The 26754-nt window shown below is 68.6% G+C and carries 28 protein-coding genes; 14 read left to right on the forward strand and 14 right to left on the reverse strand.

Features of this window, described 5'->3' with window-relative positions; genetic code table 11:
* Positions 1–18: 18 nt before the first annotated feature.
* Positions 19–450 (forward strand): outer membrane protein assembly factor BamE, encoded by a 432-nt coding sequence (locus CFB41_RS24465; protein ID WP_179250151.1) that lies wholly within the window; start codon positions 19–21, stop codon positions 448–450.
* A 37-nt stretch (positions 451–487) separates the two neighbouring features.
* Here CFB41_RS24465 and CFB41_RS24470 read toward each other — a convergent pair whose 3' ends face one another.
* Positions 488–1117, reverse strand: coding sequence for a GNAT family N-acetyltransferase (locus CFB41_RS24470; RefSeq protein ID WP_089458198.1), 630 nt, complete (start codon positions 1115–1117; stop codon positions 488–490).
* A 223-nt stretch (positions 1118–1340) separates the two neighbouring features.
* On the opposite strand from CFB41_RS24470, the gene CFB41_RS24475 reads away from it, so the two are divergent.
* The gene (locus CFB41_RS24475) at positions 1341–2195 is read left to right on the forward strand and encodes a methionyl-tRNA formyltransferase (RefSeq protein WP_089458199.1); all 855 of its coding nucleotides are present in this window, start codon (positions 1341–1343) and stop codon (positions 2193–2195) included.
* A 49-nt stretch (positions 2196–2244) separates the two neighbouring features.
* On the opposite strand, the gene CFB41_RS24480 is transcribed toward CFB41_RS24475, so the two are convergent.
* From CFB41_RS24480 to sctU, 11 genes are all read right to left on the reverse strand, one after another.
* Positions 2245–2700, reverse strand: coding sequence for a CesT family type III secretion system chaperone (locus tag CFB41_RS24480; RefSeq protein ID WP_046547806.1), 456 nt, complete (start codon positions 2698–2700; stop codon positions 2245–2247).
* A gap of 123 nt (positions 2701–2823) precedes the next feature.
* Positions 2824–3027: a hypothetical protein gene (locus tag CFB41_RS24485; RefSeq protein ID WP_046547807.1), complete on the reverse strand. Its 204-nt coding sequence runs from the start codon at positions 3025–3027 to the stop codon at positions 2824–2826.
* 93 nt (positions 3028–3120) lie between these two features.
* Complete coding sequence (locus CFB41_RS24490) at positions 3121–3351, reverse strand: hypothetical protein (protein ID WP_046547808.1); 231 nt, start codon at positions 3349–3351, stop codon at positions 3121–3123.
* 30 nt (positions 3352–3381) lie between these two features.
* Positions 3382–4491 carry a secretion protein gene (locus CFB41_RS24495; protein ID WP_144029961.1) on the reverse strand — a complete coding sequence of 370 codons (1110 nt, stop codon included), beginning with the start codon at positions 4489–4491 and terminating at the stop codon, positions 3382–3384.
* Positions 4492–4655: 164 nt separating this feature from the next.
* Positions 4656–5480, reverse strand: a complete 825-nt coding sequence (locus CFB41_RS24500; RefSeq protein ID WP_089458201.1) for a hypothetical protein — start codon at positions 5478–5480, stop codon at positions 4656–4658.
* Positions 5481–5492: 12 nt separating this feature from the next.
* On the reverse strand, positions 5493–5756 hold the full coding sequence (gene sctS, locus CFB41_RS24505; protein WP_046547810.1) for a type III secretion system export apparatus subunit SctS: 264 nt from the start codon (positions 5754–5756) through the stop codon (positions 5493–5495).
* Positions 5757–5767: 11 nt separating this feature from the next.
* Complete coding sequence (gene sctR / locus CFB41_RS24510; RefSeq protein WP_089458202.1) at positions 5768–6418, reverse strand: type III secretion system export apparatus subunit SctR; 651 nt, start codon at positions 6416–6418, stop codon at positions 5768–5770.
* Positions 6402–7568 carry a type III secretion system cytoplasmic ring protein SctQ gene (gene sctQ, locus CFB41_RS24515; protein WP_089458203.1) on the reverse strand — a complete coding sequence of 389 codons (1167 nt, stop codon included), beginning with the start codon at positions 7566–7568 and terminating at the stop codon, positions 6402–6404. The genes sctR and sctQ overlap by 17 nt, the downstream gene beginning before the upstream one ends.
* A gap of 80 nt (positions 7569–7648) precedes the next feature.
* Complete coding sequence (sctP, locus tag CFB41_RS24520) at positions 7649–8299, reverse strand: type III secretion system protein SctP (RefSeq protein ID WP_089458204.1); 651 nt, start codon at positions 8297–8299, stop codon at positions 7649–7651.
* A gap of 9 nt (positions 8300–8308) precedes the next feature.
* A complete protein-coding gene (sctV, locus tag CFB41_RS24525; RefSeq protein WP_089458205.1) occupies positions 8309–10402 on the reverse strand; it encodes a type III secretion system export apparatus subunit SctV in 2094 nt (697 codons plus the stop codon).
* A gap of 8 nt (positions 10403–10410) precedes the next feature.
* Positions 10411–11472 (reverse strand): type III secretion system export apparatus subunit SctU, encoded by a 1062-nt coding sequence (gene sctU, locus CFB41_RS24530; RefSeq protein ID WP_089458206.1) that lies wholly within the window; start codon positions 11470–11472, stop codon positions 10411–10413.
* A gap of 311 nt (positions 11473–11783) precedes the next feature.
* Here sctU and CFB41_RS24535 point away from each other — a divergent pair, with 311 nt between their 5' ends.
* From CFB41_RS24535 to sctC, 10 genes are all read left to right on the forward strand, one after another.
* Positions 11784–12356, forward strand: coding sequence for an HrpB1 family type III secretion system apparatus protein (locus CFB41_RS24535; RefSeq protein WP_089458207.1), 573 nt, complete (start codon positions 11784–11786; stop codon positions 12354–12356).
* Positions 12357–12374: 18 nt separating this feature from the next.
* Positions 12375–12767: a type III secretion protein HrpB2 gene (locus CFB41_RS24540; RefSeq protein ID WP_046547815.1), complete on the forward strand. Its 393-nt coding sequence runs from the start codon at positions 12375–12377 to the stop codon at positions 12765–12767.
* Positions 12768–12835: 68 nt separating this feature from the next.
* The gene (gene sctJ / locus CFB41_RS24545; protein ID WP_089458208.1) at positions 12836–13618 is read left to right on the forward strand and encodes a type III secretion system inner membrane ring lipoprotein SctJ; all 783 of its coding nucleotides are present in this window, start codon (positions 12836–12838) and stop codon (positions 13616–13618) included.
* A gap of 3 nt (positions 13619–13621) precedes the next feature.
* The gene (locus CFB41_RS24550; protein WP_089458209.1) at positions 13622–14392 is read left to right on the forward strand and encodes a type III secretion protein HrpB4; all 771 of its coding nucleotides are present in this window, start codon (positions 13622–13624) and stop codon (positions 14390–14392) included.
* Positions 14377–15225, forward strand: coding sequence for a type III secretion system stator protein SctL (sctL, locus tag CFB41_RS24555; RefSeq protein WP_089458210.1), 849 nt, complete (start codon positions 14377–14379; stop codon positions 15223–15225). Before CFB41_RS24550 ends, sctL begins: the two co-directional genes overlap by 16 nt.
* Complete coding sequence (sctN, locus tag CFB41_RS24560; RefSeq protein ID WP_089458211.1) at positions 15222–16568, forward strand: type III secretion system ATPase SctN; 1347 nt, start codon at positions 15222–15224, stop codon at positions 16566–16568. The genes sctL and sctN overlap by 4 nt, the downstream gene beginning before the upstream one ends.
* Complete coding sequence (locus tag CFB41_RS24565; RefSeq protein WP_089458212.1) at positions 16568–17083, forward strand: hypothetical protein; 516 nt, start codon at positions 16568–16570, stop codon at positions 17081–17083. Before sctN ends, CFB41_RS24565 begins: the two co-directional genes overlap by 1 nt.
* A 6-nt stretch (positions 17084–17089) precedes the next feature.
* A complete protein-coding gene (gene sctT, locus CFB41_RS24570) occupies positions 17090–17917 on the forward strand; it encodes a type III secretion system export apparatus subunit SctT (protein WP_089458213.1) in 828 nt (275 codons plus the stop codon).
* A gap of 134 nt (positions 17918–18051) precedes the next feature.
* Positions 18052–19515: a helix-turn-helix transcriptional regulator gene (locus CFB41_RS24575; protein ID WP_089458214.1), complete on the forward strand. Its 1464-nt coding sequence runs from the start codon at positions 18052–18054 to the stop codon at positions 19513–19515.
* Positions 19516–19554: 39 nt separating this feature from the next.
* Entirely contained in the window at positions 19555–21330 is a 1776-nt protein-coding gene (sctC, locus tag CFB41_RS24580) for a type III secretion system outer membrane ring subunit SctC (RefSeq protein WP_089458215.1), read from the forward strand.
* A 57-nt stretch (positions 21331–21387) separates the two neighbouring features.
* Here the strand turns inward: sctC and CFB41_RS24585 are convergent, their stop codons facing one another.
* Entirely contained in the window at positions 21388–22272 is an 885-nt protein-coding gene (locus tag CFB41_RS24585) for a hypothetical protein (RefSeq protein WP_089458216.1), read from the reverse strand.
* Positions 22273–22635: 363 nt separating this feature from the next.
* On the opposite strand from CFB41_RS24585, the gene CFB41_RS24590 reads away from it, so the two are divergent.
* Entirely contained in the window at positions 22636–23481 is an 846-nt protein-coding gene (locus CFB41_RS24590; RefSeq protein ID WP_256941158.1) for a phage tail tip lysozyme, read from the forward strand.
* A gap of 517 nt (positions 23482–23998) precedes the next feature.
* Positions 23999–25021: a DNA-binding protein gene (locus CFB41_RS24595; protein WP_089458217.1), complete on the forward strand. Its 1023-nt coding sequence runs from the start codon at positions 23999–24001 to the stop codon at positions 25019–25021.
* 137 nt (positions 25022–25158) lie between these two features.
* Here the strand turns inward: CFB41_RS24595 and CFB41_RS24600 are convergent, their stop codons facing one another.
* Positions 25159–26730, reverse strand: a complete 1572-nt coding sequence (locus CFB41_RS24600; protein ID WP_089458218.1) for a hypothetical protein — start codon at positions 26728–26730, stop codon at positions 25159–25161.
* Positions 26731–26754: the final 24 nt, after the last annotated feature.

The raw sequence follows: 26754 nt of genomic DNA on the forward strand, positions 1-26754 counted from the left end.
GGGATGACCCGCTTCGACATGAGAATCGACACGATGCAGGGCGCGGCGATCGCGCTGCTGGGCAGCATGCTGCTCGCGGGTTGCAGCACGCCCGCACCCTCCGCGGCAAACGGCACGCCGGTGTTCCCCGATCCGGGTGTGGCATGGGTTGCCGGCGGCGCCCGGGTCAGTGCGCGCGACCTGCGGCAGGTCGTGCCCGGCATCACCGAGAACCAGGTGTACCTGCTGATTCATGAACCGCATTTCAGCGAAGGCACGTACGGCGTCCGCGCGTGGAACTACCTCTTCAAGCTGCCGACCGGCCGCCCCGGCGAATACGCGACGTGTCAGTACCAGGTGCAATTCGACGCGCACCGGCTGGTCCAGGCGACGTACTGGAAAGACCCGGTGTGCGCGCAATACGCGACGCCGGGCGCGACCGCGGCGGCGATCCCGGCCGACGCGCCGTAGTGCGGCTCAGGCGGCGCGGCGGGTCGCACCGCCTGCGTCACAGGCGCGCGCGGCCGCCGGACGAATCGCGCAGCAAGTCGCGCAGCCAGGTGCCGGCATCGGGCGCCGGCGCGGCCGGACAAGCGTGCCGGGTCAACACGTAAAGCAGGCAGTCCGCTGCGTCCAGATCGCGATTCGGCTGCGGCTCGTGACGTTTCAGCACCGCTTCGCAGCGGAAACCCAGGCGCTCGATGCAGTGACCGGCCGGGCTGCCGGCCACGCAATGCGCATGGATCCTTTGCACGCCGCGCTGGCCGAGCAGCCAGCCGAGCAGTTCCTGCAGCGCCATCAGGCACGCGCGCCGGCGCCGTGTGCCGCCGCGCTTCGCGATCATCACCGACAGGCGAACGCCGGGCAGGTCGGGGGTGAGTTCGATCACGCCCGCGAGCTGCCCGGTGGCGCGGCACTCGCACACATAGCGGATCAGCGTCCGGTTACGCCAGCCGCGGCGGGCTTCGGCGATATACGCGTGGGTTTGCGCGAGATCGCCGTGACGCCCGATCGGCAGGTACTTCATCGTTTCGGGGTCGCTCAGCATCTGCTCGAAGAGCGCGGGCGCATCGCCGGGCACCAGCGGGCGAAGTATCAGCCATTCGGTTTCGAGGTGGGTCAACGGGGGCAGTCGCATGATGATCGCTCGTCATCGATCGGTCGGATCAGTGTTGCGCAATGGCGTGCGCCGCGGCGCGAATGCGCGAACCTGCACGTGCGTCACGGAATGTCTTCGCATGGGTGGCGCCGGGTTCGTCGCACCGCACGGGTAGCGCGGCGCGCCGTGACATGCTGGCGGATGCGCGGCGCCGCGTGGCAGGCAGCACCGGCCGCCGCCGTTCCCTCGATGGAGATACCGCATGCGTTTCGCACTCGCAGGATTCGATCTGTTTCATGGGGTACTCGAGACATTCGCGAGCGCCGGATGGACACCCGTATCGCTGTTCAGCTTCGTGACCGACGACCGTGTGAATTCGAATGCGGAGATCGTGTCGCATGCGACGCGGCACGGGCTGCCGCTGCAGCTGTCGCGAATCGACGAAGCCGCGCTGCGCACGCTGCGCGATCTCGATTGCGACGTGCTGGTGGTGGCCGGGTATGGTTGGCGGATTCCGGACTGGACGCCGTACGTGCGGCACGCGATCAACTTCCATCCTTCGCTGCTGCCGCAGGCGCGCGGCCCGTACCCGCTGATGCGCGCGATCCTGGATGGCCATCGCGAATGGGGCGTGACCTGCCACCGGATCGCACCGGAATTCGACGCCGGCGAGATACTGGCCCAGGAGCGCTTCGCGCTCGCCGCCGACGAGTGCCACGAAAGCCTGCAGCTCAAGGTGCAGATGGCCGGCTGCCGGCTCGCGCAGCAGGTCGCGTACCGCTTCGACGCGCTGTGGGCCGCGCGCGTGCCGCAGGCGGGCGGCAGCCATTGGCCGATGCCGTCGCAAACCGACCGCACCCTCGATTTCACGCAGCCGGTGGATCGCGTGATGACGCAGGTCCGGGCCAACGGGCTGCACGAATGCATCGCGCACGTCGGCGGCAGCGTGCTCTACGTGCGGCGTGCGGTCGGCTGGCACGAACGCCACGCGTGGGAACCGGGCGCGATCGCGCACGTCAGCGGTCGCCGGTATGTGATCGCGGTGCCGGACGGTTTCGTCGCATTGCTCGAATGGAGCGCGCTGAGCCTGGCCCGTCGCGCGGACATCGGGCCGTGATCCGCTGGGCGCGGCGCGTACGGGCGGCGCGATTCGGCCGGTCACGGGGTCACGCCCGCAGCCAGAAGAATTCGCCGGAAGCGATGCCTTCGAACATCTCGTCGCTCGACTCGATGATGTTCTGCCGCCAGTAGCGGCCGTGGTCGGCATAGTGAACCAGCAGGTCCGCGAGATCCGCACCGCTGAAATCGGGATCGAAGGGCAGCCGCAGGATCAGGACGATCGAGCCGGTGTCCGCGTCGATGCCGAGTTGCGCCTGGTCCTGCGCATAGATCAGCAGGTTGGCCTCGAGCATCAACCGGAAAATGTGCAGCGTGCGGCCCGCCGTGACGGTGCCGAAGTGGAAGTTCGCGTAGATCGCCTCCTGGTCGCGCTCGACGTGCTCGAGGCGCACCTCGAACCCTTCGACCTCGACCGAACCGGTTTCCTGCACGTAGTCGACGTCGTGAAGCCCGACTACCGCGCAAAACTGGGCCACGAGTTCGAGATAGCGGGGATCGTTCATGAGCGGGACGACGCGACGAAAGCGGGAATGAGAAGAGGCCGGCGCGCCGGAGCCCGCCGGATGACCGGGTCGGGCTGGCCTGTCGCGCCGGCGGTGGCGCCGCGGTGCGGCGTGCGAAGCGCGTTACTGGTTCTTCGCGATGTCCTTGAGCGAACCGGTTGCCGAATTGGTGGCGTTGGCTGCCGCCGTCGCCGCATTCAGCTGTGCGTTGTTCGATGCCTGGGCGGTGGCTGCCGCCGAGCTCGCCTGCGTGATCGCGGTCTGTGCCGCCGTGGATTGTTCAATGCTCGCGACTGCTGCACCTGCACCTGCCAATGCGCCTGCCATGGTAATTCTCCTTGTGAAGTGACGACGGTTACTGCGGATAAACCGTTCTCGAGCGGCAAGGGCCGCAGCGGAACAGAACGGAAGCGGGCCGCGCTACGCCCGCCGGATCTGCTGGATCACGCGCGTGGCGGCCAGCAGGCCGCGGTAGAGCGTCGCGCGATTCCGGTTGTCGATCTCGGCGCCCGGCGTGGCGTTGTTCACGTTCTCCGCGATCTCGGCGAGCGCGCGCTGGATCCCGTCGATCGTCGGCGCCGCGTTCGGATCCCTGACGACCGCGGAAAGGTTGTCGAACTGCTTGGCGTAGGGCGTAATCGGTTCGTACATGTCGGTGGTCCTGTCGAGGTCGGTGGAAAGTCAGGAGTCCGGCGCAGCCGGGCGGGGCGCAGCATGCACCTGCTCCGCGCTGCGCACGATCGTGCTGCTGTCGACGGACGGCAGCGCCGGGCCGGAGGCGACCGGCACGCCGGACGCCGGCACCGGATCAGCCGGTGCGTCCGTCATGTAGATGTGCTTGACGCCGTCCGGCGTCTGCGTGTACTGCACCGTGTCCGACGACACGATCTCCGAATACTGTCCGGTCACGGGCGCGGCGTGACCGGGATGCTCGACCGCCTGCACGACGAGCCGCCGGATGTTCGAATCGAGGTCGGCGCGCACGCGCGTGACGGCCTTGTCGAGCGCGTCCTTGCTGTCGACCGTGCCGGTGATCGCGAACTCGCCGTTGCCGAGGTACTTGACGCGCACGCCCGCGATGCCGAGTGAATCCTCGATGCTGTGCACTGCGTTCTGCGCGACGTCGTAGCTGCGCACGGCGTCCTTCGATGCGATCTTCGCGAGCGTCGAGCGGACGAGCTGATCGTCGGCGAGATTGGCGACCATGCCCGTCACGACGCTCGTGTTCCCGACCGTGCGCACCTGCAGCTCGGTCATGTGCGCGGCCGCGAGCGCGTCCTGGATGCGGGTGGTCCGGTAGTCGGCGCCGTGTCGCAGCGCGGCCTCGCTGTCGGGCGCGGTGGTCAGCAGCACGGCGGTGCCCGCGACGATGCCGATCGCGATGCACGCGACGAGTGCGCCGTAGTAGCGTCGCCGCTTGCGCCGCTCGGCATCGACCCGCGCATCGGCAGGCCGGGTCAGCAGTGTCGACAGCAGGTCGAGATCCGACGGCCACGGCACGTCGTCAGGACCCACGCACAGGATCGTCTCGCCGAACCGCATCGGCACGAAATCGACCAGGATCACCGTTTCCGGTTCGGCCGCGGTATCCGCGGGCGTGGTATCCGGCGCGTCGATACGCGTGATCGCACGCACGACGCCGGACGGATCGACGTCGAGCGCCACGTCCGGGCCGCTCCAGTCCGTCAGACGGATATCCGCATCGGCCCCGCCATGAACCCGATGCTGACCCGGCGCGAGCTGCAGCATCGCGCCCGCATGGAATCCCGTCAGTATCCGTAGCTGTTTCATGAGCGAAGCGTTCAATCGATATCAGGTCCGTATGCCGAATCGGCGGTGCCGTGCACGACGGGCGCGCATCGTCCGTCTCGCTGTGAATGTAGAGGCTAAAAACGCGCTGCCGGCCCCGGATGCGAAGACTTCGCGTGTCGAACGAAGCATCGGGCGCCGCCGCGCTACGGCATGCGCCGCAGCGCGCGCAACGTGTCGAGCGCGTCCGCGGACTGTCGCGGTGTGCGCGGGCGGTCGAACTGGCGCAGCAGCAGGCCGGCCAGCACGTTGAAGTCGCGCGCCGCTTCCGGCAGCGGCGCCGCCCCCCGCTGCGGCGGCGGCTGCATGCGCAGCATCTCGAGATCGGCCTCGGGCAGCGCGACGCCGGACTGCTGCACGCGCAACCAGCGCGCCGACCACGCGTGCACGTGCGCGGCGATGCCGGCACCCGGCTGCACGGCGAGCGCGCGTGGCAGCGCGAGCAGTTCGCGGGCGCACGCGTCGCGCAGCGCGCGCGGATCGAGGCCGGGCGCAGGGGCAGGTGGCGATTCCGCGGCGCGCGTCGATGCGGCCGGCCCGGCCGTGGGCCTGCGGCCGGTCTTGAACGTGGCCGTGGCGACGCGTTCCGTTTCGTTCGCATCGTCCTGCTCGTCGCCCTGGCTGTCGCGCCCGCCGCCGTTTCCGCCTCGGCGTTCGTGCTCGTCGCCGGATACCTCGAGTTCCGGCGGTTCGCCGGCGGTGTCGGCGCCGTCCACCCCGTCGAGCGAACCGGCGCCACGTTTGCCGCGTGCGGTGCGGCGGCGCCGGGCGAGCCGCGCGGCCATTTTCTTCGCGCGCTGCATCTGCGCGGCATTCTGCTGTGCCTGCATGCCGCCGTGCGCGAAGCGAGTGCCGCGATACAGCGTCGCGAATTGCCCGGCCGGCTTCGTACGCGACGGTTTCGCCGACTTCCGGTGCGCGGCCGCCGCCTGCTGGGCGAGTGCGGCGGTGTGGGGTCCGATACGTGTCATCGCGGCCTCGCGTCAGTTGGGAAACGCCGTTCGCATCATCTCGTTCGCGAAATGCAGGATCGCGGCGCAGGACAGCGGGGCGGCGATCACCAGCACGATCGTCACGGCGATCAGCTTGACCGCGAACGGCAGCGCCTGGTCCTGCAGCGACGTGATCGCCTGGACGAACGACACGGCGAGCCCGACCGCGGCGGCCGCGATCACGAACGGCAACGACACCGTCAGGCACAGCAGCATGCCCTGGGTGGCGGCGTGAACCAGCGAATCGACGTCCATGGCGGCTCCGGTCACTTGTAGGTCAGCACGAGCCCGTGGATCAGCGCCGACCATCCGTCCATCACGACGAACAGCAGCAGCTTGAACGGGATCGCGACGTTGGTCGGCGACACCTGGTTGAGCCCCATCGACAACAGCACGTTCGCGATGATCAGGTCGATCACGATGAAGGTCACGTACAGCAGGAAGCCGATCTTGAATGCGTCGGTGAGCTCGGTCAGCGTGAAGGCCGGCGCGAGCACGATCAGGTCGGTTTCCTTCAGCGACTGCGCCTCCTCCTTCGGCCACACGATCGACGCCGATCGCATGAAGAAGCGCTTCTCGCGCTCCTGCGTGTGCTTGATGAGGAACTGCCGGAACGGCTCGCGTGCCGCGTCGGCCGCCTGGATCACGGCCTGCGACGATTGCGGCGAGATCGTCTGGCTGCTCAGCGTCTTCGCCGCCATCATGCCGATGGGCGCCATCACGTACACCGACACGAGGATCGCGATGCCGTTGAGCACCATGTTCGGCGGCACCTGCTGCACGCCGAGCGCGTTGCGCAGCAGGCCCAGAACGACGACCACCTTCGCGTACGACGTCACGACCATCGCGACGAACGGCAACAAGCCGATCGCAACGACGATCAGCAGCAGGCCGGACAGGTCACCGTACTGAACCATGCTCGTGCGCCATGCGGAGAATACGGATGCCGACGTGTTCGCCGATGCCGACCAGTTCGCCGTAGCCGATCACCTGGCCGTGCGCGACGAGCTTGAGCGTCAGGTCGGCGATCGCGGTCGGCAGCTCGATCACGTAGCCGGGCGCGAGCGACGACACCTCGTCGATCGTCAGCGCAACGGTATCGGCGACGAACTGCACGGGCAGCTCGAGTTCGCCCACTTCGACGGCTTGCTCGGCATCCGGCGCATCGAGTCCGGCGTCCGGCGTGTTCAGGACGGTGGTTTCCGTCATCACGGGTTCCTTCAACAAAGTGATCGTTCGGGTTTGCACGGCCACCGCGGCCCGGCCATGCGCGAGGCCCGCGCTGCCCCAGGTCGCGAAGGCGACGGGGTGCAGCGCGGTGTCCGCACGGGCGCCGGCGCCGTGCAGCCACGCGGCGTCGAGCGACGGATCGAACACGCGCAGCAGGATGTCGCCGCCGCGCAGGCTCTGCAGCGTGTCGATCGACAGCGCCTTCACGCCGAGCACGAGGCTGCCCGGCACGCGCAGCGACGCGTCGAACCAGCCGGCGCGCGCGGTGCGCGCCAGGCACGCATCCAGCCACTCGATGCAACGGCCCGGCAACTGTACGAGCGCGTCGTGCCGCCGGTCGCGCAGCGTCAGCGACAGTGCGACGGTCACGCTGTGCGGGCGCGGCGCCGGCCACGCACCGCGCCGGACCGCGACGACCTGCGCGCAGGTCAGGCCGAGCGTATCGAGACAGCCCAGCAGCGGCCCGCACAGCACGTTCGCGACGGCGTTGCGCAGTGTCAGTTCGGGGCTCGTGCGCCGGTCGGCAGCCTGGGCCTCGGACCACGCGCAGACCGACAGTGCGGGGTAGCGTTCGAGATCGAGCAGCAGATGCGCGCTCACGGGGCCGGCCGGCGTGTCGATCCGCAGCTCCGCGACGGCCGGGTCCGCATGGTCCGGCGCATCGGCCACGAAGCCGCAACGAAAATCGCGCACGCCGAGCGTGTCGTGCAGGAACACCGGCAGGCGCGCATCGAACAGCCGGCGCGACGCATGCGCGCTCGCCGGATCGAGCGGCGGCAGGACGAGCGGCGCGCACGGCGCGTCGCCGGGGGTGATCGAATGCCGAATCAGTTTCATCCGTGGCCGGAAAATGCCGCCGTTGGCCCGCGCAGGCCGCCCGCCGGGCGTCGTGCTCGAGGCAATTCACGCGGGGCCGGCTACCACACCGTGAGACGGACGGTCCGCGGCTGCCCCCATGCCCGCAGCATCGTGTCGAGTTCCTGTTCGAGCGCGACGCTGTGGGCCAAGAGTAACTGTCGTGCTTCGCGATCCTGCGTTTCGAACCGAAGCTGCAGGTCGAAATGCGAAAGCGACACGTGCAGTTCGGTGGCCGCGACGATCCGGTCGCTCAGCACGACGTGCGCTTCCCACTGCCCGCCGGCCGCGACCGCGGGATCGCCGCAGAACGCCGCGATCTCGCGCGACAGCACGCCGAGCAGCCCGAGGTGGTCGCGCTGCTCCTGCAGCGTGAGCGTCGCGATCGGTGCGGCGGCGCTTGCGATGCGCGCGGCGATGGCGCGACACTCGGCCAGTTCGGCGGGCGTCGGCGCCGGGTCGGAAGCGGGCGCGTCGCGCTCGTTCGAGATCAGCGGGAACGGCTCCGCACGGCCGGACGACGGATCGGCTTCATCGGACGGATCGTTCTGCTGGCGCGACGCGGGCGGCGCATCGGATACCGGGCGCGCCACGGTGCGGCGCGTGGCCAGCAGCGCCGCGTAGTCGAACCGGCGCGCGCCGCGCGCGGTCCGCGGGGGCGCGTCGTCCGGGGGCGGCAGCGCTCGCGCGTCGCGGCTGTCGATGCGGGGCACGGCGCGGCGTCAGACGGTGATGCGGCCGATCGGGCGCAGATCGACGTGCTCGCCCAGTTCCTGGTACGAGTACACCGCCAGCCAGTCGAGCTTCGCCTCGATCATCCGGCGCACGTAGCGGCGGATGTCCATCGACGTGACGAGTGCGACGCCGTCGGTCGGCTGCGGCCCGACGACCGCCTGGATCTTGTCGATCAGCAGGCCGATCTCGTCCGGTGCGAGCGCGAGGAAATTGCCGGTCGGCGTCTGCTTGATCGCCTGCCGGATGTGCTGTTCGATCGGCAGGTCGAGCAGCACGGCCGACAGCGTGCGCTGGCCGCGCGTCGCGCGATGCGCGATGAAGCGCGACAGGTCGCCCCGCACGTACTCGGTCAGCATCAGCATGTCCTTTTCCTTCGGCCCCCACGCGATCAGGCTTTCCATGATGGTCCGCACGTTGCGGATCGAGATCTGTTCCTCGAGCAGGCGCCGCAGCACGTCGGCGATCCGCTGCGGCGGCAGCACCTTCTGGACTTCCGCGACGAGCCCCGGATGATCCTCGCCGAGCTGCTCCAGGATCCACTGCACCTCCTGGATGCCGAGGAACTGCGTCGCATGGTGGCGCATCAGCGCGACCGACGCGTGCGCGACGACCTGCTCGGGGCCCCACGCCGGGATCCGCGCCTGGGCCTCGCGTGCGTCGACCCAGTGGGTCGGCCGCCCGCCGGGATCGATCGGCGGCCGCGATTCGCCCTTCGCCACCAGCGCGTCGCGCTGCTGCACGTCCTCGGCTGACAGCGGGGTGCCCGTCGCGACGCGCTCCGGCTCCGGCAGCATGACCATGCCGGCCGGCAGCTCGACCAGCAGATGCGGCACGTCGTGAATCAGGATCTCGGCGTGCATCGCGGGCAGGCCCGCATGGGTCCACATCGTGATGCCGGGAAACGGCAGCCCCAGTTCTTCCTGCAGCCGAGCACGCTCCGCGCCGAACGACTTGTCGAGCACCGGCAGCACCAGCCGCTGCATCAGGTCGGGGGCGACGCGCACGCCGATCGGGCAGGCGAACTGCGGCGCCCGCGTCATGATCGCGGGCGTATCGGCCTTCGCGCCCGAACGCTGCATCGCCTGCAATCCGTCCTGGGCAGGCCCTTGCTGCGGCTGCCGGTCGTTCAGCTTGTACGCGATGAACGCGAGGATCGCGGACAGCAACAGGAACAGCACGACCGGAAAGCCCGGCACCAGCGCGAAACCGAGCAGCAGCAGCGCGGCGAAATACAGCGCGCGCGAACTCGAGCCGAGCTGGCGGCCGATTTCCTCGCCGAGCGAGCGCGGCTTGTGGCTGCGCTCGTCCGCGACCCGCGTGATCATCACGCCGGCCGCGACCGACAGCAGCAGCGACGGAATCTGCGACACCATCGCATCGCCGACCGACAGCACCGAGAAGCGGTTCGCCGCTTCGCCCGCGCTCATGCCGTGATAGGCGACCCCGACCGCGATGCCCGCGACAATGTTGATGGTCGTGATCAGCAGGCCGGCGATCGCATCGCCTTTCACGAACTTCATCGCGCCGTCCATCCCGCCGTGCAACTGGCTCTCGATGGCCAGCGTCGCGCGGCGGTGCCGCGCTTCCTCGGGGCTCAGCAGGTTCGCGCGCAGGTCGGCGTCGATGCTCATCTGCTTGCCCGGCATCGCGTCGAGCGTGAAGCGCGCGCCGACCTCGGCCACGCGCTCCGAGCCTTTCGCGATCACGATGAACTGCACGGTCGTGATGATGATGAACACGACCAGCCCGACGACGAGGTTGCCGCCCACCACCAGCTTGCCGAAGCTGTCGATGATGTGGCCGGCCTCGGCGTGCAGCAGGATCGACTTGGTGGACGCAATGTTCAGCGACAGCCGGTAGAGCGTCGTGAACAGCAGCAGCGATGGAAACGCGGACAGCGACACGATGTCCGGCACGTACATCGTGACCATCAGCAGCGTGACGCTGATCGTGATGTTGATCGCGAGCAGGATGTCGATCAGCTCGGGCGGCAGCGGCAGGATCATCAGCGAGATGATCGCGGTCACCAGCAGCGCGATGCCGATTTCGCCGCCTGCCGGGAACTTGAGGGCCTTGAACATCTGAACGCTCAGTGAAGGGGTGGGGTGGAGGGCGAGCCGATCGCGTCGACCCAGCGCAGGATCGCGGCGACCGTCTCGAACAGCTCTTCCGGTATCGGCTGGTTCAGCGTGACCTTGTACAGCGCGCGCGCGACGGGCGGGTTGCCGATGATCGGCACGCCCGCGTCGCGCGCCGCGCGCCGCAGCGATGCCGCGTCCGCATCCATGCCCTTCGCGATCACGACGGGCAGCGGGTGTTCGTCGGGCGCATAGCGTACCGCGACCGCGAAGTGGGTCGGATTGACGACCAGCACGTTGGCCAGGCCGACGCGCGGCTTCGGCGGCGTGCTCGCCAGCTCGCGCGCGAGGCGGCGGCGCTCGCCCTTGAGTTCGGGACTGCCTTCCTGCTCCTTGTGCTCGCGCTTCACCTCGTCCTTGCTCATCTTCATCTTCTTGATGAACAGGAAGCGCTGCAGCTTGATGTCGACGGCGCCGACCAGCAGGAAGATGCCGACGGAGATCGCGCCGAGCTTCGCCAGCATGTCCCAGAACATCAGCGACAGTCCGCCGAGCGGCTGGTAGATCGAGCCGACCACGAGCGGGAACAGCCACTTGATCGACTGCCACATCACCCAGCCGAGGATGATCGCCTTGACGACCATCTTCGCGCAGTCGATCAGGCTCTTCGCGGAAAAGATCCGCTTGATGCCGCTCGCCGGATTCACCGTCTGCAGGTTCGGCGTGACCGGCTTGGTCGCGATGCGGAAGCCCGCTTGCGCGACGGAGCCGGTCGTGGACGCCAGCGCGGCGGCGAACACGCAAGGCACGATCAGCTTCAGCGCGGTGGCGCCGAGCCGGAACAGGTCGGCGTGCATGCGCTCCAGCGTGCGGTCCTGCGCGACGAACGACAGCGGGATCGACACGAGCTCGTGCAGCCCGTCGCGAAACAGCGGCACCGTCGCGACCAGCGCGATCAGCGCACCGGCCATCGACAACGCGTCGGCGAAGTCGGTGCTGCGCGCGACTTCGCCGTCCTTGCGCGCATCCTCGAGTTTCTTGTCGGTGGGCTGTTCGGTCTTTTCGTCGCTCATGAATGGGCCCGCGGCACATCTCGGCCGGATCGGATCAAAAGGGGCGCGCATTCGCGCCGCTGCGATGACCTTAGCGCCGGCCGCGCGCGGCCGGCGGGCGCGATGCGAAGCGGCGCGGCGCGTGCCGAAGCGAGCGGCCGGCCGGCGCGACCCACCGGGCCCGCTTCGCCTCGCGCGTGCTGGCTTCGCATGCGCGCCGGCCGGCCCGGGCGGAATTGCTATGTTGGCAGACGTCGGCATGCATCCGGCGGCGAGCCGCCCGCCGCACGACCGGCCGGACCGTTTTCCTCTCATCGCAGGAGTGCATTGCCATGACCGTAGACACGCCGGAGTACCTGAACTGCAGCCCGGAATTCATTGGCGGGCTGATCGAGACCGTCTCCGTGGCGCTGCTGGACAATTTCCCGAATACGCCCGTCGACTTGTTCGACATCGAGCAGGTGATCGACGCGCTGCGGCTGCTGCGCCCGCGCGTGGTCGAGATCGATGCGCTGGACGGCCTCCTTCGCATGGCGAAGGGACAGTGGCAGGAAGCGAACCAGGTCCTGCTGCGGGTCATCGAGATGCGTCCGCAGTTCGGCTATGCGAAGGCGCTGCTGGCGTTCTCGCTGTCGTCGATCGGCGACCCGTCGTGGCGGCAGATCGCGACCGAGGCGCTCGCGGACGACCCGCACAACAAGGACACGCGCGCGCTGGTGCGGGCGCTCGAAGTGAAGGACGAGGTCGATCGCGCGATCCGCGAGCATCGTCCGGGCCAGCCGTTCGTCGCACCGGCGTCGCTCGAGGAAGCCGGCGCACGCACCGACGCACCGCAGGACACCGTGCAGCACGCCCCCGCGCCGGCGGCCGAGATGTTCCACGGCGGCGCCTTCCTGCGCGCGTGATTCAGAGGAGGCACCGACATGTCCATCGATCCCGTCAGCCAGCTCGCACCGGCCGCCCTCGACGCAACGGCGGCGACGCCCGCGGCCGCATCCCCCGCGACGACCGAGCTGGGCGACAAGTTCACGGCGCTGATGGCCCGCGCGCCGATGGCGCCGCCCGAGCACGCGGGCAGCCATCTGTCGTCGTCGGTATCGAAAGCGATCGAGGCGCAGGACGTGCAGTTCCGGCACACGATCGAGGATGTCGGCAAGCTGACGGCCGACCTGCCGGGCATGTCGATGACGGAGATGACCCAGCGCACGATCCAGATGATGTACGAGATGACCAGCATGCAGATGAACATGCAGGTCAAGATGAGCCTCGCGGAATCGTCGAAGTCGTCGGTGCAGACGCTGATGAAGAACCAATGAGCCCCGCGGTCCGCCGGCGTGCGGAGCGGAACGTCGCGAACGGCAGTGCCCGAAGGGGTTGCAATCCCATGAAGTCTAATCGTCGCGCGGCACGCATTGCAGTCGTCGCGCTGTGCATCGCGCTGCTCGGCGGATGCAAGAAGGAGCTGTACGGCAATCTCACCGAGCAGGACGCGAACGAGATGCTCGTCGCGCTGCTGGAGCAGGGCGTGTCCGCGAGCAAGGACAGCCCGGACGGCGGCAAGAACTGGACGCTGGACGTCGACGACGCGCAGGTCGTGCGCGCGATGGAGGTCCTGCGCTCGCGCGGGCTGCCGCACAGCAAGTTCAACGACCTCGGCGAACTGTTCAAGAAGGACGGCCTCGTGTCGACGCCGACCGAGGAGCGCGTGCGCTTCGTGTACGGCATCTCGCAGGAGCTGTCGTCGACGCTGTCGAAGATCGACGGCGTGCTCGTCGCACGCGTGCAGATCGTGCTGCCGAACAACGACCCGCTCGCGCAGGACATCAAGCCGTCGTCCGCCGCCGTGTTCATCAAATACCGGCCGGACGCCGACATCAACACGCTGATCCCGCAGATCAAGACGCTCGTGATGCATAGCGTCGAAGGGCTGACCTACGACCACGTGAGCGTCACGACGGTCGCGGCCGATCCGGTCGAGCTGTCGAAAGCGCCGCCCCCCGTGTCGAGCCCGTGGTGGATGATCGCGCTCGGTGCCGCCGTCGCGGCCCTGCTGGCGGGCGCGGGCTTCGCCGCGTACCGGTTCGGCTTGACACGCGGCGCACCGCCGCTGCAGGGCTGGCTCGACGCCTTTGCCGGGCGCTTCCGGCCGGCCCGCAAGGAGCCGTAGGCGATGGCGGGTTTCGTTGCGCCAGCCGGGCTCGAGGCCGGCGTGCCGGCCGTGCGCGTCGCAACGGCGCTCGACCGTCATCGCGACAACGTCGATTGCGTCGCCGACTGGGTGCACCCGTCGTGGATCGCCGCATCGCTCGGCGTGCCCGAAGCGCACCTGCGCGACTGGCGGGCACTGCTCGCGGGGGCACCGACGAGCGCCGCCGTACGGTGCTCGCGCGCGCTGGTTCGCGCGCTCGGCGTGACGCCGCCGGGTTTCGTCGAATTGTCGCAGGGCGGTTTCGCCAGCATCGGTGCGGCCGTCGCGCCGCAGCCGAACGCGTGCCTGCTGGATGTCGCACCCGCGCCGCTGACGCTGCGGATCTGGCGGATGCGGGCGCTGCTGCTGCGCCGCGGCGAGGTGCGGCGGCTGATCGACCGGCATGCGCAACGGCGGCTCGCCGACTGGACGGGGCTCGACGTGGACGTGCTGATGCGCGGCCCGAACACCGACAGCGCGAACGACGCGGCACGTCTTGCCGCCGTCGCGATGCCGCCGCTCGCGTCGCTGGATGCGCAGGCGCTCGCGATCGAAGGGATGCTGCTGATGCTGCGCGACCTGAAAGGCGCGGCCGGGCTGCCGTTTCCGCTGTCGCGGCTTGCGTTGCCGCGCATGATCGACGTGCCCGCCTGGCTCAACGCGTTGCCGACGCAGCACGACGAAGCGGGTACGGCCCGGCTGTTTCGTCGTCTGCCTGAATTGCTTCGGGAGTGGGCATGGTTATTTGGCTGAACAGCAGCCGGCTGACGGCCGGCACCGGCGACGCGGGCGAGGACGGCCCGACGGTGCGGTTCGGCGTGCACGGCGACGTGGTCCGGCGCGAGACGTTCGGCCATCTGCTGTCGATCGCGGACGCTTACGCGCAGCTCGACGCCGACCGGGCGCGGGTGCTCGAGGACGCGCAGGCCGAGGCCGCCGCGATCGTTGCGGCAGGCGAGGAACAGGCCGAGCTGCTGCTCGACGCCGCGCGCGACACTTACGAAACCGCTGAACAGCGCGGCTTCCGCGAGGGTTCGAACCGCGCGCTGTCGGAATGGATGGAGCGGCTCGCCGATGCGACCGACGCGCAGAGCCGCCTGCAGGTCCGCATGCGCGAGCGGCTGGCGGACATCATCGCGTCGGCGGTCGAGAGCATCGTGCATAGCATGGATCGCGAAGCGTTGTTCGAGCGCGCGCTGTCGACCGTCGACCGGATCATCGACAATTCCACCTACCTGCGTGTCGCGGTGAATCCGCAGGATTACGAAGCGGCACGTGCCGCGTTCGACCAGCTCGCGGCGAAGTGGCGCGACCTCGGCCGGCCGATTCCGGTGTCGATCGTGGCCGACCGGCAGCTCGAGCCCGGCGCGTGCGTCTGCGAGACCGATTTCGGCTCGGTCGACGCGAGTCTCAACACGCAGCTGCGGGCGATGCGCAGCGCCGTCGCCCGCGCACTGAAGCGCTCGATCTACCTCGACGCGGCCGACGCGAGCGGCGCGGCGGACGATCCCGATGATGCGGCGGCCGCCGGCACCGGCGACGAAGCGGAAAACGGCGATGCGGCGGCGGCCGAGGTGTCGCGATGAAGGACGGCTGGTTCGACCGGACGCTCGGCTTCGAGCGCCTGACCGACGAGATCGAGCGCGAGATCCTCGCGCGGCCGGGGGTGCTGCGTACCGGCAAGGTGATCGAGGTGATCGGCACGCTCGTCAAGGTCGGCGGCCTCGACGTATCGCTGGGCGAGCTGTGCGAGCTGCGCACGCCGGCCGGCGCGCTGCTGCAGCACGCGGAAGTGATCGGTTTCACGCGCGACTGCGCACTGCTGTCGCCGTTCTCGCGGCTGACGGACATCTCGCGCTCGACCCAGGTGGTCGGGCTGGGCCGCTCGCTCGCCGTCAAGGTCGGCGACATGCTGCTCGGGCGCGTGATCGACAGCCTCGGCAATCCCGTCGACGGCGGCCCCGAGATCGAGTCCGACACGCTGCAGCCGGTGTTCGCGTCGCCGCCCGAGCCGATGAGCCGGCGCATGATCGATACGCCGATGGCCACCGGCGTGCGCGTCGTGGACGGGATGATGACGCTCGCGGAAGGGCAGCGGATGGGCATCTTCGCACCAGCAGGCGTCGGCAAGAGCACGCTGCTCGGCATGTTCGCGCGCGGCACCGACTGCGACATCAACGTGATCGCGCTGATCGGCGAACGCGGCCGCGAGGTGCGCGAATTCGTCGAGCTGATTCTCGGGCCGGCCGGCATGGCGAGATCGGTCGTCGTCTGCGCGACGTCCGACCGTTCGTCGATGGAGCGCGCGAAGGCGGCCTACGTGGCGACGGCGATCGCCGAATACTTCCGCGATCGCGGGCTGCGCGTGCTGCTGATGATGGATTCGCTCACGCGCTTCGCGCGCGCCGGGCGGGAAATCGGGCTGGCCGCCGGCGAGCCGCCGGCCCGGCGCGGCTTCCCGCCGTCCATCTTCGCGGAACTCCCGCGCCTGCTGGAGCGGGCCGGGATGGGCGCGACCGGCTCGATCACCGCGCTCTATACGGTCCTCGCCGAAGACGAGAGCGGCAGCGATCCGATCGCGGAGGAAGTCCGCGGGATTCTCGACGGGCACATGATCCTGTCGCGCGAGATCGCCGCGCGCAACCAGTATCCGGCCATCGACGTGCTGGGCAGCCTGTCGCGCGTGATGTCGCAGGTGATGCCCGCGCCGTACGTCGACGCGGCCGCGCGGGTGCGCGCACTGATGGCGAAGTACCGCGAGATCGAGATGCTGCTGCAGATCGGCGAATACAAGCCGGGCGCGAATGCGCTCGCCGACGAGGCGATCGCACGGCACGACGCGATCAACGCGTTCCTGTCGCAGCCTACCGACGAAATCGTCGCGCTGGCCGACACCGAGGCGCGACTGCATGCACTGACGGCTGCCTGATGGCGGACGCGAACCGTCACCGCATCGCCGCGCTCGCACACGCGAATGCGCGGCGCACGCGCGAGATCGATGCCTGGCGCGGCGCGCTCGCCGCGCGACACGACGAACGCGCGGGATTGCTCGCGCGCCGCGCGGCGAAGGTCGCGCAGATCGACGGCGAGACGCGGGTGATCGACGGCTACCAGGCCCGCGTCGCGCAGATGACGGGCGGCAGCGACGGCTTTTCGATCGACGCGTTCAACCAGTGCGTGCGGTACATCGGCGTCGTGACCGACCGCCGGCGCGCGATGGTCGCGGAACTGGCCCAGCTCGACGGCCTGATCCAGGGCGTGGACAGCGAGATCGCGCTGATTCAGCGCGACATCGCGCGCAACACGCAGCGGATCGACCAGTGCAGCGAACGGATCGCGACGATCCGGCAGGCGATCGATCTCGCTCGCGAGGACGCGCAGGACGAAGAGAACGAGGAGATCGCCACGTCCCGGTTCATCCGGGCGCGTGCCGCCCAGGGATGACACCGGATGACCCAGACACTCGAACCGCTCGTCGGCCTGCATGGCCTCTTCATCGGCTACCTGACGGTGACCGGCGTCTGTTCGCTGCGGCTGTTCGTGCTGATGTTCGTGTTCCCGCCGACCGCGGACGGCGTGATCCAGGGCACCGTGCGCAACGCGATCGCGATCGTGTTCAGCGCGTATGTCGCCATGGGCCAGCCAATTGCGTTCATCGAAGCGCTGCACGGCCTGTTTCTCGCCGAAGTGATGCTGCGCGAGGCGGCGATCGGGCTGGTGCTCGGCTATGCGGCGTCGACCGTGTTCTGGGTCGCGGAAAGCGTGGGCGTCTATATCGACGACCTGACCGGACACAACAACATCCAGATCACCAATCCCGCCAGCCAGGAACAGAGCACGCCGGTCGGTACGTTGCTGCAGCAGGTGGCGATCATGGCGTTCTGGGCGCTCGGCGGGATGACGTTCCTGCTCGGCACGCTGTACGAATCGTATGGCTGGTGGCCGGTATCGACCGGCGCGCCGATCGCCGGCGACATCGTGGCGTCGTTCGTGCTGCGGCAGACGGACACGCTGATGCAGTCGATCGCCAAGCTCGCCGCGCCGCTGCTGTTTATCCTGGTGCTGGTCGACGTCGCGTTCGGCTTCGTGTCGAAATCGGCGTCGAAGCTGGATATTTCCAGCCTGAGCCAGCCGGTGAAGGCCGCGGTTGCGATCGCGATGCTCGCGATCTTCATCGGCGTGTTCGTCGACCAGGTGCACGGACAACTGGCCCTGAATTCCCTCGAGGCGCAATGGAATGGAATTTTCTCAAATCGTGGGAAAGCAGATAATCATTAGTTTACTAATTCATTTCAAACTCAATCTTTCTCAAAAAATGGCCAAAGATTAGATTAATTGAGTTTCTTCATACTTCATTCCATTACGCTGTTCTCCAAGGCGGCCTGACAAGCCGGCACGCACTGGAGTCAGTTATGTTTTCGACACTTTATTTCCCGCTTGCTGCCTATCTGGGAACCCCGGATTTCGCCGCAGGGCGCGAACGTTTCGGCGCCATGCTGTTCAACGGCGACATCGGCGTCGCTCGCCAGCTGGCAAGCCGCTGGGCGGACGAGGCCGATGCGCCGCGCAATCCGCCGTACGCGCTGCAACTGCACGCCGACATGCAGCTGCTCACCGGCGGCGACGTGGAAGCGGAAGAAACCTATCGGGCCGCGCAGCGCCTGAGCCACGCATCGCGCCAGGCAATGCGGGCGGAATCCTGCCGCAACACCGCATGGCAGGCGCTCTTTCGCTACCGGCTCAATACGGCGCTGGCCTGCTTCGGCCGCGCAGCTGACGAGGACGACATTCCGATCGACCGTGTGCTCGAAGTCCGCGTCGGCATCGTCTGCGTGCTCTACGAACTGGGCCGCGTGAGCGAAGCGATCGGCGAACTGGATGAACTGCGCGAACTGGCTCGCGAGGCACCGGAACCGACCATGCCGGCCTGGCATGAGCTGCTCGCGGCGCTGAAGCTCGACATCGCGATGCAGTGCACGCTGCGTTCGTCGGCCTCGCTGCAGGATCACGTCTACTGGCAGTCCGGCTTGATGCACGGCCGCTCAGCGCGGGCGTCGCTGCACGCGTACCTCGACAGCGCGCAAAGCAGGATCGATCTCGCGAGCGTGCATATTCCCGTGCTGCGCTCACGCGTCGATTACCTGTGCCAGTTGCGCGACGCGACCGGCGCCGACCGGAATGCGGTCGACGGGCTGCTCAGGCACGTGAACTGGGCACGTGATCACAACCTGCGCGACTACCAGCGCACGCTGCGGCTCGAGATTGCGCTCGCGATGCTGGCATGCGATGCCGCCCAGGTCGCCGACATGATCCTGGAGCCGCTGTACGGCGCCGCGCAGTCGGGCGTCGGCGGACACCGGCAGATCGAATACCTGTACTGCGTGGCCAAGACGCGCCAGGCGCAGGGGCGGCTGAAGGACGCGCAGCAGTTCTACAGCCGCTATGCGCTGACCTCGATGGAGTGCCTGCGTGAAGCGCTGTCGGCACGCGTGCCGTTCCTCGAGCGCAAGATCCGCGAGACGTCCCAGCTCGACGACATCGGCGCGCGCTTGCCGGCCCGTTACCGGCGCGCCTACACCTTCTTGCTCGAGAACCTCGAGCACGCCGACCTGTCCGTGCGCGACATCGCCGCGGAAGTCGGCGTGACCGAGCGGGCGCTGCAAAGCGCATTCAGGAAATTCCTGAACATGTCGCCGACCGAGCTGATCCGCCGTCAGCGGATGGAGCGCATCCGCTCCGAGCTCGTGGACGGATCGGCGTCCGACGGCGGCGTGCTCGCCACCGCGAGCCGCTGGGGCGTGCAGAACCGCTCGACGCTGATCAACGGCTATCGAAAGCAGTTCGACGAAGCGCCGTCGCACACGCTCGAACGATAACGAACCGAATTTTCCCTCCGTAACGGGTGTGCGACAGCGATGAGATCGAAGGCGATATTTTGCGCGGCGTGGGCCGTGTGGGTGATCGGCATGGGCGCGACGGCGACAGCGCATGCGGACGCGGTGCGCTGGCGCAGCGGCGTCGCGCACGTGACGGCCGAAGGCAAGGATCTGAAGGATGTGCTGCGCGACCTGCTCGCGAGTCAGGGCGTGACGGCGTCGATTGCGGACAACGTCACCGGAACCGTGACCGGGCGCTTCGACATGCCGCCGCAACGGATCCTCGACACGCTCGCCGCGACGTTCGGCTTCGTGTGGTTCTACGACGGCAGCGTCATGTCGATCAGCAACGCGAACGACGTCACGCGCCAGATCGTCCGGCTCGACAACGCGTCGATCGCCGATCTCAACGCCACGCTGCGCGGCATGCGGCTCGACGACAAGCGTTATCCGCTGACCTACGACAGCAGCGCACGCACCGTGATCATCAGCGGGCCCCCGCAGTACGTGCAGATGGTGGCCGGCGTCGCGAAGCATCTCGACGAGAACATGCAGCGCTCGAACGGCACGGTGGTGCGCGCGTTCAAGCTCAGCAGCGCGTGGGCGGCCGACCACAAGGTGCAGCTCGACGGCAAGAACGTGGTCGTGCCGGGCGTTGCGACGGTCGTGTCGAAGCTCTATCACCCCGAGCAGGGCGGCTCGACGGGCAACCCGTCGGCGCAGACGATCGGCGGCATGCAGCGCCTGTCGCCGATGGCCGACGCGAGCGGCGGCACCACCGGCGGCTCGCCGGTCCCGCCGCTGCCGCCGGGCATGGCGGGCGGCGACGCGTCGCGCAGCCTGGTCAGCGGGCTGTTCGGCGGCGGCCAGTCGGGTAGCGGCAAGAACGGCGCGGTGTCGGACGGCACGCAGGGCGGTGCCGCGGATCCCGGGCCGGGCGACCCAAGCCTGCCCGTCGTGGAAGCCGACCCGACCACCAACACGGTGCTGGTCCGGGACACGCCGCAACGCATCGGGCTCTATGCGCCGCTGATCGAGAAGCTCGATGCGCGCCCCAACCTGATCGAGATCGAGGCGCACATCATCGAGATCAACGACGACCTGCTGCGGCAGATCGGCGTGGACTGGCGCGCGCACAACAGCCACGTCGACCTGCAGACCGGCTCGGGCACGCTGCAGCAGAACGGCTACAACGGCAACATCAACCCGAATTTCGGCGTGACGACGCTGGCCGACGGCACCACGTCCGTCGCGGCCACGCCGGTCGGCGGCGCGATCACGGCGGTGCTCGGCAATGCCGGGCGCTATCTGCTCGCGCGGATCACCGCGCTCGAATCGACGTCGCAAGCGCGGATCGACTCGAGCCCGAAGGTCGCGACGCTCGACAACGTCGAGGCGGTGATGGACAACAAGACGCGCTTCTTCGTGCGCGTGCAGGGTTATACGTCCGGCGATCTCTATTCGGTGTCGACCGGCGTGTCGCTGCGCGTGCTGCCGATGGTCGTGCAGGACAAGAACGACGGCACGACGCGGATCAAGCTCGACGTGCACATCGAGGACGGCCAGCTCACCGGCGACAAGGTCGATACGCTGCCGGTCATCACCAGCAGCGAGATCAACACGCAGGCGTTCGTCGGCGAGGGGGAGAGCCTGCTGATCGCCGGCTACAGCACCGACAACGATTCGAACGGCGTCGCACAGGTGCCGTGGGTGTCGAAGATCCCGCTGCTCGGCGCGCTGTTCCGGAATACCGACCGGTCGCACAAGCACATGGAACGCGTGTTCCTGCTGACGCCGCGGATCATTCACTTCTGACCCGGCGGATATGCGCGGCGCCGTCGATGCCGGCGCCGCCGCATGGGCGGGCGCACGTCAGGCCGGGTTCCGGTCGGACATCACGATGTTGACCGTCTTGCTCGGATCGCCCGCGAGGCCCATCGCGGCCGCATCGTCGGTCGAATACAGGTACGGGCGGATCGCGTCGCCGTCGCCGGCGGTGCGCCCGTCGGACAGCGTCACGGTCATGTTCTCGTCGTGACCGGCGAAATCCTTGTCGCCGTCGACCTTGCTCACGTCCGGATTGCCCGCGCCGGACGCCTGCCCGTTGTCGGCCCCGCCGTCTTCGTACAGCACCTCGTCCGGATGCGTATTGCCGTTCGCATCGGATGGCGAGATCCGCACGCCGATGTCGTGCGAACCGCCGACGAAGGTGCCGGTCTGGCCCGGTGCGAGCGTGAGGGTCGCCTTGTTCTGGCCTTGCACCGCGTACGTGAACGACTCGGGCCGGTTCGTATTGTTGGTGACGTTGAAGGTCTTGTCGTCGCCCGTACCGGTGTGGACGGTTTGCGTCGACGTCGGGGCGATACCGTCGATCGCGCCGGCCTGCGCCACACCGCCCGCGTTGGTCGACAGTTTCGCCGGGCTGCCGGAGGGCGCGCCGCCAACCGGCGGATTCTGGTCGTTCCGGGTGCGCGGCGTGTTCGGATCGACCGGCGCATTCGGGCCGTTCGACGGGAATGTCTGCGGCTGGACCTCATGGTTGGCCAACGGCGGGGCGGACCGGCTCGTGCTTCCCACTGGTGGCGAGGAGCGCGAGTCGTTGCCGTTTTGCCCCGACAACAGGCTTTTGAGCTCCGCCATCAATGCCTGGATGATCTGCGCGATCTGTTGCGAACCGGGGCTGTCCGCCGATCCCGCGTCGCGCGCGGGGTCGGTCCGGGAAATCGGGGTGTTGCCCTGGACGGTGATGGTGATCATGAGCGCCGTTCTCCGCGGGGAGTGATCGGGGGAGGCGCGCTCGTCGACCGGCGCGCGTCGCCGTTTGCGCCGGCCGGACTGCGTCAGGCCCGCGTCGTTTGTCGTTTGCCGTTGGTCGCTTGCCCCTGGCAGCATCGTAGGCCCTTCGACTGTATGCCTCGGCGCAGCGCCCGGGCGGCCCGACACGAAACACCGGCGCGCGATACGAAGTGCCGAAGCGCAGCGTGGCGAAGCTGGCCGGTGGCGGCATCGTTCCGATTCGCAAACCCGTCGCCCGCTTCGCGCCGGCCGCACGCGTCATCCGCCATGCGGCCTATAGTCGGTCGAGGTGGCCCGTCCAGCGATTCCCGGAAGGAGGCAGTCATGTCCTTGACAGTGAGTTTGAATTCCACCGGGTCGACGAACTTCGACCCTTCGCAGGATTCCGGTTCGAACCAGGCGCAGATCACGCAGGTGCTGGCCCAACTCGAGCAGATCCTGCAAGCGGTGTTCGCCGCGCTCAAGCAGGCGTCGGCCGCTGACGGAACGCAGCCAGCCGGCAATGGAAACGGAGGCGGGATGCCGTCGATACGGCTGGCGAGCGGCGACGGCGGCGGCAACGACGGCACACCGCTTTCGTTCTCGCTGAACGGGCCGTCGTCGAACAACGCGACGCCGGCCGGCAGCGCACCGCCCGCGAACGCCGGTATCCCGCCAGGCGGGCAGAGCGACGGGCAGACGCATGGCCAGAGTGGGTCGACGCTCCCCGCGAACACGGGCGGCAGCGCGGCACATGCGATCGCGGACGACCTGCGCAGCCGCTACGGGCTGAATGATACGCAGATAGCGGGCGTGCTCGGCAACCTGCAGCAGGAAAGCGGCCTGAAGCCGAACGTCAACCAGGGCGGCGCCGAAGGCGCGCCGTCGGGCAACTTCGCGGACGACAACGCGAACGGCTGGGGGCTCGCGCAGTGGGGCGGCACGCGCAAGCAGGGCGAGATCGCGTATGCGCAGCAGCACAACCTCGATCCGGGCAGCCTCGACGCGAACATCGGCTACATGAACCAGGAACTCGACGGCCCGTACAGCAAGACGATTTCCGACCTCAAGAACACGACGAACGTGGCGCAGGCCGCCCAGGTCTGGGACACCGACTACGAGCAGGCGACCGATCCGCAGATGGACAACCGGCTCCAGTACGCACAGAACTTCCTGAGCGAAGGGCTCTGAGCCCTATCCGCCGCCCGGCGCGTCAACGCGGGGCGGCGGCCCGCATTCCCGCTGGCTCCGTACCGCGGCCAGCGACGGCACACCTGCAGCTATCGCGACTGGCAGCGTGCCGGCGGCATGATGCCTGGGCGCGCATTGGCGCCGCACGACACATCACCCGCATCGTCCGGTAGATCGGCGGCACGCGTCCGGACGGCGGGCGCACGCGACACGGTCCCGCTCGACAGCGACGGGAGGAATACGCGTCCCGGCGTCGCCCCCGGCGATTCGACAGCGCCCCGGGCGCCCACACCGCCTGATGTTTCCCCTCGCTCGCCCTCCCTGTCGCTACGGCAACGTATGCCCGCACACGCCCCCGGTCCTGCCTGGCCCGGCGTCGTGTGCGAGTGCACCGTACGCGACATGGCGATCCATCAGGCTCGACATTATAGAAATAATGTCAAATTAAAAGGCGTGATGAATTGGATATTTAACGATTTACGTTATATTATTTACGAAATCACCAGCCCATCTCACCATGTCCGATCTCGCTGCCGACGAATCCCGCCTGACCGCCGAAATCGAGCGCCTCAAGGCCGACTTCCCGAAAACCCGCGAGCTGTATCGCGAAGCCTGCGCGCTGCTGTTCTTCCGCTTCGGCATCACGCCGACCGCGAACCGCCTGTACCAGCTCGTCCGCAAGGGCAGCATGAGCACGCCGACGGCCGTCCTCGGCGAGTTCTGGGCCGAGCTGCGGGAAAAGAGTCGCGTGCGCATCGAGCATCCCGATCTGCCGGCCGATCTGCAGGCGGCCGCCGGCGAACTGGTGGCGGCGCTATGGAATCGGTCGAGCGCCGCCGCGGCCGGCGCGCTCGACGCATTGCGCGCGGAGGTCGAGGCCGAGCGGGTAGCGGCGAAGGCGGAAGTGGCAGCAATGCAGGCCGAACTGACCCGCACCGAAACCGCGCTGGAGCAACGCACGGCCGCGCTGCTGGCCGCGCAGGTGCGCATTCAGGAACTGGAACAGGCGAGGGCGGCGGACGACGCGTTGCGGCAAGCGTTGCAAGCGGACATCGAACGCCTCACGGCCGACAACGCGGAAGGCGACCGCGCGCTTGCGCAGGCACGCGCGGATTTCACCACCCAGCTCGACCGGCTGCGCGACGATGCCGGCCGGGCCGAGGAGCGCTTGCGCGCGTCGGAGAAGCGGGCGCTTCAGGAGATCGATCGCGAGCGGCTCGCAGCCGCGCGGCTGCAGAAGGAACTCGAGGCAGCGGCATTGCGCATGGAGCAGCGCGATGCGCAGCAGCGCAAGGAGGTGGCCGCGCTGCAGGCGCAACTCGGCGACGCACTGCATCGATGCGGCGTGCTTCAAGGGCAGCTCGACGGTGCGCAGGCGACCGAGGCCGCACGGGTCAAGGAACTCGATGCGCTGCGGCGCGAAATGACGGCGCTCTCGCGCCGGTCGGCGCTGCGTGGCGCCAAGGCAGCGCCAGCCGCACAACGGGACGAGCGGAGGGCGCGCACGCGAAAGCGCGCGGACGAAGCGCTGCCGCGCTAACGGCGAAACCACGAGCGTGCGTCAGCCGAAAGCGACGCACGCCTGAAGCCCGAAGCCCGAAGCCCGAAGCCCGAAGCCAGCAGGCAAGCGACCGAGCCCCTCACACCCCCGATCGCCCACCCATCCGCCGATACCGATCAACTCGACACATACCGCGACGGCAACGCCGGCGCATCCGCCGGAATCGTGACGAGCGACGTATTGAGCCAGCCCTGCGGCGACCCATTCGACTGCGCATAGGCGCCGACGTACGGCATCATCCGCGTCGTCTGATAGACCTGCGGCGTCCACCCGGCCGGTGCGAGGAAGATCGACGTCGCGCGCTTTTCGCTATACGCGGACGCCCCATACGTCGAGATGTTCCACAGCGTCTGCTGATACGTCGCATAGTCCGCGTTGTGCCGCGAACCGCCGGCCTGCCAGCCTTCGAGCTGGATGAACGTGTTGTACGTGCCGGCGCCCGCGAGCAGGTTGTTCACCGTGCGCCCGTACAGGAACGACAGGATCAGCCCGCAGTTCGCCGGCGCGAAATCGCTGCCGACGCTCAGGTAATAGCGGCCCGTCGTGTTCAACACCGACGCGTAGTGCGAGTTGCCGATATCCGTCGACGTCGTCAGCCCGCTCGCCCCCATGAAGCTGTCGAACGCCTGCATCGTGACGCCCGCCAGCAGGTCGTTCGTCGCGCTGATCGCGACGATATGCGAGCCGGCCGCCAGCAGCGTCAGGAACGCGGACAGCGTGCTCGCGTTCCAGTTGCCCTGCGCATCGACGAACGGAAACGCGCGATAACCCGTCAGCGCGAACACGGCCGGATCGGAACCGGCCTGCCACGCGATCTGCGGCACCCACATCGTCAGCGGGCCGGCGTTCGACGCACTGGATACGTACTGCTTCAGCGCGTCGACGAGTTGCGCATCGGCAGCGGGCAGCACGCCATAGGCCGCACCGCTCTGCCAGCGCTGCACCCATTGCGCGACGAAGCCCGCCAGCTGGCCGCCGGTGAAGTCGGCGGGCGGCACGTAGCCGAGCGGGCCGGTGCTTTGGTACGCGGACTGGATGGCCGCGGCCGTGCGCACGTTGCTGCCGAACATGCTGTTCGCGAAATCCTGGCAGTTGTTGGCCGGCGGCGTCGCGAGCTGCGCGAGCGGGACGACCCACGCGCCGTTCGCGGTCGCGACGCCGCGATACAGCGTGAGATTCGCGACCGAGTCGTGACCGGGAAACGTGGCGGCGTCGGCGCCCGACACGTAGCCGGCCGACGGCGTGACGCTGACCGTGGTCGGTTGCGACCCGAACGGATGCGTGTACGAAACGGCAAACGAGGCGTCGCCGCCGGCAAGGCTGAACGATCCCGTGCAGTCGCCCCAGCTGTTCGACGCGCTGACGGCGGTCGATTGCCCGGTCGCAACCTGCGTTTGCGACGCCTGCGGCAGCGAGCCGCTCTGGCTCGCCGCGTTGCCGTACGCGAGCGTCGTCGACGGAATCGCGTTGACGACGTTGATCGTGATCGAGCGGTCGGCGATGCCGTAGCTGCGCGCGGAGGCATCCGCGGCGCCGGCGGCGGCGAACGACGACGCGGACGTCGGGTTGCCGTCGCCGCCGCAGGCAGCCAGCGAGCCGACGAGCGGCGACAGGGTCAGCGCGGCGCCGCGCTGGATGAAGCGCCGGCGGTTCGGCGCGGACGGGCGTTCGGGTTTCGAAGCGGTCATGGGCGTTCCTGGTCACGGGTTCGG

It is taken from the genome of Burkholderia sp. AU33803 (assembly GCF_002223095.1).
Lineage (GTDB): Bacteria > Pseudomonadota > Gammaproteobacteria > Burkholderiales > Burkholderiaceae > Burkholderia.

Bases quoted from the DNA above. Each gene is read 5' to 3' on its own strand.
- CFB41_RS24500 (WP_089458201.1), bottom strand. From the start codon at position 5,480: ATGACACGTATCGGACCCCACACCGCCGCACTCGCCCAGCAGGCGGCG.
- CFB41_RS24590 (WP_256941158.1), top strand. From the start codon at position 22,636: ATGTCCTTGACAGTGAGTTTGAATTCCACCGGGTCGACGAACTTCGAC.
- CFB41_RS24575 (WP_089458214.1), top strand. From the start codon at position 18,052: ATGTTTTCGACACTTTATTTCCCGCTTGCTGCCTATCTGGGAACCCCG.
- sctJ (WP_089458208.1), top strand. From the start codon at position 12,836: ATGAAGTCTAATCGTCGCGCGGCACGCATTGCAGTCGTCGCGCTGTGC.
- sctT (WP_089458213.1), top strand. From the start codon at position 17,090: ATGACCCAGACACTCGAACCGCTCGTCGGCCTGCATGGCCTCTTCATC.
- sctR (WP_089458202.1), bottom strand. From the start codon at position 6,418: ATGGTTCAGTACGGTGACCTGTCCGGCCTGCTGCTGATCGTCGTTGCG.
- CFB41_RS24490 (WP_046547808.1), bottom strand. From the start codon at position 3,351: ATGTACGAACCGATTACGCCCTACGCCAAGCAGTTCGACAACCTTTCC.
- CFB41_RS24480 (WP_046547806.1), bottom strand. From the start codon at position 2,700: ATGAACGATCCCCGCTATCTCGAACTCGTGGCCCAGTTTTGCGCGGTA.
- CFB41_RS24485 (WP_046547807.1), bottom strand. From the start codon at position 3,027: ATGGCAGGCGCATTGGCAGGTGCAGGTGCAGCAGTCGCGAGCATTGAA.
- CFB41_RS24550 (WP_089458209.1), top strand. From the start codon at position 13,622: ATGGCGGGTTTCGTTGCGCCAGCCGGGCTCGAGGCCGGCGTGCCGGCC.
- sctV (WP_089458205.1), bottom strand. From the start codon at position 10,402: ATGTTCAAGGCCCTCAAGTTCCCGGCAGGCGGCGAAATCGGCATCGCG.
- CFB41_RS24535 (WP_089458207.1), top strand. From the start codon at position 11,784: ATGACCGTAGACACGCCGGAGTACCTGAACTGCAGCCCGGAATTCATT.
- sctC (WP_089458215.1), top strand. From the start codon at position 19,555: ATGAGATCGAAGGCGATATTTTGCGCGGCGTGGGCCGTGTGGGTGATC.
- sctS (WP_046547810.1), bottom strand. From the start codon at position 5,756: ATGGACGTCGATTCGCTGGTTCACGCCGCCACCCAGGGCATGCTGCTG.
- CFB41_RS24540 (WP_046547815.1), top strand. From the start codon at position 12,375: ATGTCCATCGATCCCGTCAGCCAGCTCGCACCGGCCGCCCTCGACGCA.
- CFB41_RS24585 (WP_089458216.1), bottom strand. From the start codon at position 22,272: ATGATCACCATCACCGTCCAGGGCAACACCCCGATTTCCCGGACCGAC.
- sctN (WP_089458211.1), top strand. From the start codon at position 15,222: ATGAAGGACGGCTGGTTCGACCGGACGCTCGGCTTCGAGCGCCTGACC.
- sctL (WP_089458210.1), top strand. From the start codon at position 14,377: ATGGTTATTTGGCTGAACAGCAGCCGGCTGACGGCCGGCACCGGCGAC.
- CFB41_RS24475 (WP_089458199.1), top strand. From the start codon at position 1,341: ATGCGTTTCGCACTCGCAGGATTCGATCTGTTTCATGGGGTACTCGAG.
- CFB41_RS24470 (WP_089458198.1), bottom strand. From the start codon at position 1,117: ATGCGACTGCCCCCGTTGACCCACCTCGAAACCGAATGGCTGATACTT.
- CFB41_RS24495 (WP_144029961.1), bottom strand. From the start codon at position 4,491: ATGAAACAGCTACGGATACTGACGGGATTCCATGCGGGCGCGATGCTG.
- CFB41_RS24465 (WP_179250151.1), top strand. From the start codon at position 19: ATGAGAATCGACACGATGCAGGGCGCGGCGATCGCGCTGCTGGGCAGC.
- sctQ (WP_089458203.1), bottom strand. From the start codon at position 7,568: ATGAAACTGATTCGGCATTCGATCACCCCCGGCGACGCGCCGTGCGCG.
- CFB41_RS24565 (WP_089458212.1), top strand. From the start codon at position 16,568: ATGGCGGACGCGAACCGTCACCGCATCGCCGCGCTCGCACACGCGAAT.
- CFB41_RS24595 (WP_089458217.1), top strand. From the start codon at position 23,999: ATGTCCGATCTCGCTGCCGACGAATCCCGCCTGACCGCCGAAATCGAG.
- CFB41_RS24600 (WP_089458218.1), bottom strand. From the start codon at position 26,730: ATGACCGCTTCGAAACCCGAACGCCCGTCCGCGCCGAACCGCCGGCGC.
- sctU (WP_089458206.1), bottom strand. From the start codon at position 11,472: ATGAGCGACGAAAAGACCGAACAGCCCACCGACAAGAAACTCGAGGAT.